At 67.4% G+C, this 7,342-nt stretch carries 6 protein-coding genes; 5 read left to right on the top strand and 1 reads right to left on the bottom strand.

Annotation, left to right across the window (positions count from 1 at the left end):
- The first annotated feature begins 507 nt into the window (after positions 1 to 507).
- The 3 genes from TSH20_RS33070 to TSH20_RS33060 all read left to right on the top strand — a co-directional run bounded on the left by TSH20_RS33070 (position 508) and on the right by TSH20_RS33060 (position 3,796).
- Complete coding sequence (locus TSH20_RS33070) at positions 508 to 1,923, top strand: sigma 54-interacting transcriptional regulator (protein ID WP_247871695.1); 1,416 nt, start codon at positions 508 to 510, stop codon at positions 1,921 to 1,923.
- A gap of 112 nt (positions 1,924 to 2,035) precedes the next feature.
- The gene (locus TSH20_RS33065) at positions 2,036 to 2,848 is read left to right on the top strand and encodes an IclR family transcriptional regulator (RefSeq protein WP_085092194.1); all 813 of its coding nucleotides are present in this window, start codon (positions 2,036 to 2,038) and stop codon (positions 2,846 to 2,848) included.
- 285 nt (positions 2,849 to 3,133) lie between these two features.
- Positions 3,134 to 3,796: a DedA family protein gene (locus TSH20_RS33060; protein ID WP_109157617.1), complete on the top strand. Its 663-nt coding sequence runs from the start codon at positions 3,134 to 3,136 to the stop codon at positions 3,794 to 3,796.
- A 3-nt stretch (positions 3,797 to 3,799) separates the two neighbouring features.
- On the opposite strand, the gene TSH20_RS33055 is transcribed toward TSH20_RS33060, so the two are convergent.
- Positions 3,800 to 4,453 carry a LysE family transporter gene (locus tag TSH20_RS33055; protein ID WP_109157616.1) on the bottom strand — a complete coding sequence of 218 codons (654 nt, stop codon included), beginning with the start codon at positions 4,451 to 4,453 and terminating at the stop codon, positions 3,800 to 3,802.
- Positions 4,454 to 4,670: 217 nt separating this feature from the next.
- Here TSH20_RS33055 and TSH20_RS33050 point away from each other — a divergent pair, with 217 nt between their 5' ends.
- Together TSH20_RS33050 and TSH20_RS33045 are read left to right on the top strand one after the other, a co-directional pair.
- On the top strand, positions 4,671 to 5,657 hold the full coding sequence (locus TSH20_RS33050; RefSeq protein WP_109157751.1) for a BMP family ABC transporter substrate-binding protein: 987 nt from the start codon (positions 4,671 to 4,673) through the stop codon (positions 5,655 to 5,657).
- A 14-nt stretch (positions 5,658 to 5,671) separates the two neighbouring features.
- Positions 5,672 to 7,216: an ABC transporter ATP-binding protein gene (locus tag TSH20_RS33045; protein ID WP_109157752.1), complete on the top strand. Its 1,545-nt coding sequence runs from the start codon at positions 5,672 to 5,674 to the stop codon at positions 7,214 to 7,216.
- Positions 7,217 to 7,342 lie beyond the last annotated feature (126 nt).

Below are 7,342 nucleotides of genomic sequence, written 5' to 3'. Positions count from 1 at the left end.
AAGCTACCTCGCCTCCACCAGCCTGCCGGTGCCGGTGGTGATCGGCTGCATCTTCGTCGTCTGCGTCCTGCTCTTCCGCCGCGGTATCGTCGGCGAGCTGATGGCACGCCTGCCCAAGCGGGGACACTGAGTCTGCCGTCTTCTCCGAAACTCCCCCAGGGGGGACCGAAAGGTCCCCCTCTTTTTCCCTTTTCTACTCGTCCTGGTTGAAAGACCCAAAGAGAAACAGGGCTATGGCGGAGGATGTAGAGAACTCGTCCGGATTGCCTTTTTAAAAATCGATCCGAACCGGCATTCGGCAAAGCTCTGATCTGATGAACGGGTGCGGATCGACCCCGCGCACCCGACCGAACCTGCATGCCTTCCCTTTAATCCGACGGATGGGCTACTATGTTGACCTCTGATATTGTTGGCAAATTGCGTTGCAATGCAGCAGGCCCCAAAGCCGGCATCGCAAGAGGCCTCGACACCGGGACGACGAAGATCGGTCCCGTTTGGGAGGGTGACGTGGGCGACACCGTCGATTTCGAAGCGTTGCGCCAGCGGGCGGTGCACTCCCTGTTCGAACATCTGGAATCCATGTGCGTCGGCGCCGTCGCCGTCGATCACAATGGCCGCATCGCCTGGATGGACGAGAAGTACAAGGCTCTGCTGGGGGTTCCGGACGATCCGCGCGGCCGGCAGGTGGAGGACGTCATCCCCAACAGCCAACTGCGCCGGGTGATCGACAGCGGCCAGCCCCAGCCGCTGGACATCATGGAGTTCGACGACCGCTCCTTCGTGGTGACGCGGATGCCGCTGTTCGGCATCGACGGCTCGATCATCGGCGCCATCGGCTTCGTGCTGTTCGACCGCGCCGAATATCTCCGCCCTCTGGTCCGCAAATACGAGAAGATGCAGGAGGAGCTGACCCGCACCCAGCAGGAGCTGGCGCACGAGCGCCGGGCCAAATACTCCTTCTCGCAGTTCCTCGGCGCCAGCGAATCGATCCGCGAGATCAAGCGGCTGGGCCGCCGCGCCGCCCAGATGGACTCGACCGTCCTCCTGTTGGGCGAGACCGGGACGGGCAAGGAACTGCTGGCCCAGGCCATCCATTCTGCCAGCCCGCGGGCGGCCAAGCCCTTCGTCGGCGTCAATGTCGCCGCCATCCCGGAAACCCTGCTGGAGGCGGAGTTCTTCGGCGTCGCCCCCGGCGCCTACACCGGTGCCGACCGGCGCCACCGCGATGGCAAGTTCCAGCTTGCCAACGGCGGCACCCTGTTCCTCGACGAGATCGGCGACATGCCGCTGCCGGTCCAGGCCAAGCTGTTGCGCGTGCTGCAGGAGCGGGAGATCGAGCCGCTCGGCTCCAACAAGGTGGTGCGGGTCGATGTGCGGATCATCGCCGCCACCAGCCGCGACCTGCATGCCCTGGTGCGCGAGAAGCAGTTCCGCGCCGACCTCTATTACCGGCTGAACGTGGTGCCGATCACCCTGCCGCCGCTGCGCGACCGGCCGGAGGACATCGAGAGCATCGCCGACCGCATCCTGGAACAGCTGGCGATCCAGCAGGGCACGCCGCCGCGCGAACTGCTGGAATCGGCGGTGCAGGTGCTGCGCGACTATGACTGGCCCGGCAATGTGCGCGAGCTTTACAACACGCTGGAGCGGGTGGTGGCGCTGACCGACGCGCCGATCCTGACGGCGCCGCACATCCGCAGCGTGCTTCCCGGCATGCAGCATCCGGCCGGCGCCTCCGCCCTGCCGCTGGCGGCGGGCGCGCGGCCGTTGCAGGAGGTGCTGCACGCCGCCGAACGCCACGCCATCGCCGCCGCGCTGGAGGAGGCCAACGGGGTGAAGGCGCGGGCGGCGAAGCTGCTGGGCATTTCGCGCGCGTCGCTGTACGAACGCATGGTGACGCTGGGGCTGGGAGTGACGCAGTGATGCGGGCATAGGCCGCCGGTTATAAATTTCGTATCGCGAAACCTTGTTCCATTGACGCGCTGTCCGGCGGCTGGCAGGATCGTCCCGCTATCTTTTGCGGGAGGGACTGGTCATGCGCAGGCGGGAAGAGGCTCTGGTCGCCGACGATCTGGCGGACGACGAGAAGGACCCGCGCTTCGTCACGGCGCTCGCTCGCGGGCTGGAGCTATTGCGCGCCTTCCGCCGCAACGAATCGATGCTCGGCAATCTGGAGTTGGCGCAGCGCACCGGCCTGCCGAAGCCGACGGTGTCGCGGCTGACCTACACGCTGGCGAAGCTGGGCTATCTCGCCTACGACCAGAACACCGGCAAGTACCGGCTCGGCACCTCGGTGCTGGCGCTCGGCTATGCCAGCCTGTCGGGCATGGGCATCCGGCAGGTCGCCCGGCCGCTGATGCAGGAACTGGCCGACCAGACCGGCCTTGCCGTGGCGCTCGGCGGGCGCGACCGGCTGAGCATGATCTATCTGGAATGCTGCAAGGCGACCGGGCCGATCACCCTGTCGCTCGACGTCGGCTCCCACATCAAGCTGTCGACCACCGGCATGGGCCGCGCCTATCTGGCCGCCTTGCCGGAGGCGGAGCGCGCGCCGCTGATGGCGAAACTGGAAGAGCATGAGGGGGAGCGCTGGCCCGAGATCCGCGACGGCATCCTCCAGGCCATCGAGGATTACCGGACGCGCGGCTACTGCCGCTCCATCGGCGCCTGGAAGTCGGAGGTGCATGCCGTCGGCGTCCCCTTCGTGCCGCGCGATGGCTCGCAGGTGCTGGCCTTCAACTGCGGCGGGCCGGCCTTCATGGTCGATCTGAAGAAGCTGGAGGAGGAGTTCGCGCCGCGTCTGGTGGCGATGGTCCGGCGGATCGACGCGGCGCTGTTCAACGGGTGATGGGAGTTTAGGAATCTTGCGGGGTTAGACCCCCTTCCTGACCCTCCCCCGCCCAGCGGGGGAGGGGATTGGCGCTTGTTCGGAAAAGCGGCGGCAGTCCCTCCCCCCGCCCAGCTCTCGCACGAAGCTCCGCTTTGTGCTGACGCGACAGGCGGACCGAAGGTCCGCTGAGAGCGGGGGAGGTTAGGTGGGGGCATCGTCAGCCGACACTTGGGAACCCCCCGCCGTGCCGCGCCGTTCTCCCGATACGGGTCAATTCGACCGGTGGGGAAGGGACGGAACGGCATGGATGGTGGGTTGACGGACTGGCTGGTGCAGGTGATGCACCACCTTCACTATATCGGGATCTTCCTGCTGGTGGCGCTGGCGCGGGTGTTCCCGCCGCTGCCGGCCGAGTCGGTGATCCCGCTGGCCGGGATCGGGGCGGCGACCGGCGAGTTCTCGCTGGTGGGGATCGCTGTTGCCGGCGGGCTCGGTTCGCTGGCCGGGCAGCTGGTTTGGTTCCTGCCCAGCCGCCTGATGGGGCGCGAGCGGCTGGAGGCGTTCCTGAAGAAATACGGCCCCTGGCTGACCATCAACCCGAAGAAGGTGCGGCAGAGCACCGACTGGTTCGCCAAGCGCGGCGGGCTGGCCGTGCTGTTCTCGCAGCCGGTGCCGGGGGTGCGGACGCTGATCTCCATCCCGGCCGGCGCCTGCAGGATGTCGATCCTGAACTATTCGCTGGCGTCGGGCATCGGGTCGGTGCTGTGGACGCTGCTGCTGGCCTGGACCGGCTACATGCTGTCGACCTGGCCCTTCGCCCACCGGCTGGTCGGCTATTTCACCGTCGGGCTGCTGGTGGTGCTGGTGGGCCTGTATCTGTGGCGGCTGACCAAGCACCTGCACCTGCTGCGCAAGGGCGGTACGGCCGGGGAGGCGCCGAGCGTCACGCCGTCAGCCGGCTGTTGATTGTCAGGCCGTCGCCATGCCGACGATGCCGGTCGCGGCCATGCCCAGCGCCCACAGGCCGAAGACGCCCAGCGCCACGCCGGTGCAGTGGTTCAGCATGGTCAGGCCGCGGTCGGAAATGCGGTGACGCACGGCGGCCACCCCCATCGCCAGCGTCATCCACCACAGCGACGACCCGATGAAGACGCCCAGCACCAGTGTCGACGCCTCCAGCCGGTCCAGCGTGCCGCCCAACCCAAATCCGGCGAAGATGGCGATGAAGGCCATGATGGTCGCCGGGTTGGTCAGGGTCAGCGACAGGCCGGTCATGAAGCCGGTGAACCAGGATTTGCTGTCGGGGGCGGCGGCGGCCTCCCGCTCCTCCGCTTCGGGCTGCTGGCGGAAGGTCCGGATCGCCACCACCAGCAGGAAGATGCCGCCGACCAGCTGGAAGGCGATCTCGTGCCCGCGCAGGAAGCTGAGCGCCGCCGACACGCCGAAGGCGGCGATGGCGCCATAGAAGGTATCGGCCACCGCGGCGCCGAACCCGGTGAAGAAGCCCATCAGGGGCCCATGCTGCAGGGTGCGGCGGATGCACAGCAGACCAATCGGCCCGACGGGTGCGGCGATGGCGAATCCGAGAACGATTCCCTGCAAAAGCACCCAGACTTCGTCCACCGAGCGTCGTCCCCCGAATTCCTATGGCCGGTCGTGCCGGCTGCTCGCGACCAGTTCGTCGCAACGACCATCGGCGGGGGTGATAAACGCCCCCGCCCCTGTCGTCAACCGGGGGCGCCGCGATTCGCTGCACGGTATCAATCGCTTTCCCTGTTGTGCGGAATGATGGCGCGGTTATCCTTTGGGTCAAGTTTCCGCAGTCGGGAGTGGGTGGGACATGAAGACGCGTATTCTTGCCGGCATGCTGGCGATGACGGCGATCACGGCGGCCGGCGTTCCGGCGCAGGCCGACGACTTCTCGCCGGCGGTGGTGTTCGACCAGGGCGGCAAGTTCGACAAGTCCTTCAACGAGGCGGCCTATAACGGCGCCGAGCGGTTCAAGAAGGAAACCGGCACCGCCTACCGCGAGTTCGAGATCACCAACGAGGGCCAGCGCGAGCAGGCGATGCGCACGCTGGTGCGCCGCGGCGCCTCTGTGATCGTCGCCGTCGGCTTCTCGCAGACCGCGGCGGTGGACAAGGTGGCGAAGGAGTCGCCCAAGACCAAGTTCTGCCTGATCGACGACAAGCTGGACGCCCCGAACGTCCAGTCCGTGACCTTCAAGGAGGAGGAGGGATCCTATCTGGTCGGCATGGCGGCGGCGCTGGCCTCGAAGACCGGCAAGGTCGGCTTCGTCGGCGGCATGGACATCCCGCTGATCCGCAACTTCCTGACCGGCTACGAGCAGGGCGTGAAGCACGTCGCGGCGAACGACGAGGTGTTCGTCAACATGACCGGCACCACCCCGGCTGCCTGGAACGATCCCGGCCGCGGGGCGGAGCTGGCCAAGAGCCAGTTCTCGCGCGGGGCCGACGTGGTCTTCGCCGCGGCGGGCGCCACCGGCCTCGGCGTGCTGCAGGCGGCGGCCGATGCCGGCAAGCTGTCGATCGGCGTCGACAGCAACCAGAACCATGTCCATCCCGGCAGCGTCCTCACCTCCATGGTCAAGCGGGTGGATGTCGTCGTCTATGACTGCATGAAGGCGGCGAAGGACGGCAGCTGGAAGCCCGGCCACCGCGTCGTCGGGCTGAAGGAGGACGGCGTCGGCTATGCGCTGGACGACAACAACCGCAAGCTGATCACGCCGGAGATGGAAGCGAAGCTGGAAGAGGCCAAGAAGCAGATCATCGCGGGCTCGCTGGCGGTCAAGCCGTACCAGCCCTGAGCCCGGATGCCTTGATGACTGAAGGTAGCGCCCAGGAAAACGGGCCGATCGCCCTGGAAACCGTGGCGATCAACAAATGGTTCGGCGCCAACCACGCCAACCGAGACGTGTCGCTGTCGGTGCCGGCCGGGACGATCCACGGGGTGATCGGCGAGAACGGTGCCGGCAAGTCGACGATCATGAGCATCGTCTATGGCTATCTGCGCGCCGACAGCGGGGAAATCCGGGTAAACGGCAATCCTGCCGCCATCCGGACGCCGCGCGACGCGCTGGCCGCCGGAATCGGCATGGTTCACCAGCACTTCATGCTGGTCGACCCCTTCAGCGTGCTGGAGAACGTGCTGCTGGGGGCGGAAGGCGGTGTCACCCTGGCCGGCGGGCTTGCCCGCGCCCGCACCGAGCTGACCCGGCTGGCCCGCGACTATGGGTTGGAGGTCGATCTCGACAGCCCGGTCGGCGACCTGCCGGTCGGCGCTCAGCAGCGGGTGGAGATCCTGAAGGCGCTCTATCGCGGCGCCGACATCCTGATCCTGGACGAACCCACAGGCGTGCTGACCCCGCAGGAGGCCGACCATCTGTTCCGCATCCTGCGGGCGCTGCGCCAGCAGGGCAAGACGGTCGTCATCATCACCCACAAGCTCCGCGAGATCATGGAGCTGACCGACAACGTCACGGTAATGCGGCGCGGGCAGGTGGTCGCCAACGTCGCCACCGCCGACACCAGCCGGGAGCAGCTGGCCGAGCTGATGGTCGGCCGCAAGGTTCTGCTGCGCGTCGACAAGACGCCGGCCAATCCTGGGGCGGAGGTGTTGCGGGTCGAGGGGTTGCGGGTGTGCGATCCGTCCGGCGTGGAGCGGGTGAAGGGGGTTGGCCTGTCGGTGCGGGCCGGCGAGATCGTCGGCATCGCCGGCGTGTCCGGCAACGGCCAGTCCGAACTACTGGAGGCGCTGGCCGGCATGCGGCCCATCGCCGGTGGCTCCGTCCGCCTGCGCGGCGAGGAACTGGCCGGGCATCCGAATCGCTTCAACGCCCGCGCGTTGCGCGGGCTGGGTGTGGGCCATGTGCCGGAGGACCGGCAGAAGGTCGGCCTCGTCACCAGCTTCTCGGCGGAGGAATGCTCGATTCTGGGCTTCCAGGACGATCCGGCCTGGAACGGACGGGTGCTGATGGACCGCGAGGCCATCGCCGCCGACTGCGCCCGCCGAATGGAGGATTACGACACCCGCCCGCGCGACGGGTCACTGCCGGCGGCAAATTTCTCCGGCGGCAACCAGCAGAAGATCGTGCTGGCCCGCGAGATCGAGCGCAACCCCGACCTGCTGCTGGTCGGCCAGCCCACCCGCGGCGTCGACATCGGCGCCATCGAGTTCATCCACCGCCGGCTGGTGGCCCTGCGCGACCAGGGCAAGGCCATCCTTCTGGTGTCGGTGGAACTTGACGAGATCCGCGCGCTGTCCGACCGCATCGTCGTCATGTTCGACGGCCACATCGTCGGCGAGGTGATGCCGGACCAGGCGGACGAGAAGACGCTGGGGCTGATGATGGCGGGGTGTGGGTGAGGGAAGTTGAGTCTTGCGGAGTTAGCCCCCCACCCTAACCCTCCCCCGCCCAGCTCTCGCACAAAGCTCCGCTTTGTGCTGACGCGACAGGCGGACCGAAGGTCCGCTGAGAGCGGGGGAGGTTAG

This window comes from Azospirillum sp. TSH20 (assembly GCF_003115935.1).
Lineage (GTDB): Bacteria > Pseudomonadota > Alphaproteobacteria > Azospirillales > Azospirillaceae > Azospirillum.
Note: the sequence above shows the minus strand (reverse complement) of the source record. Positions and strands in the feature narration are given on the sequence as shown.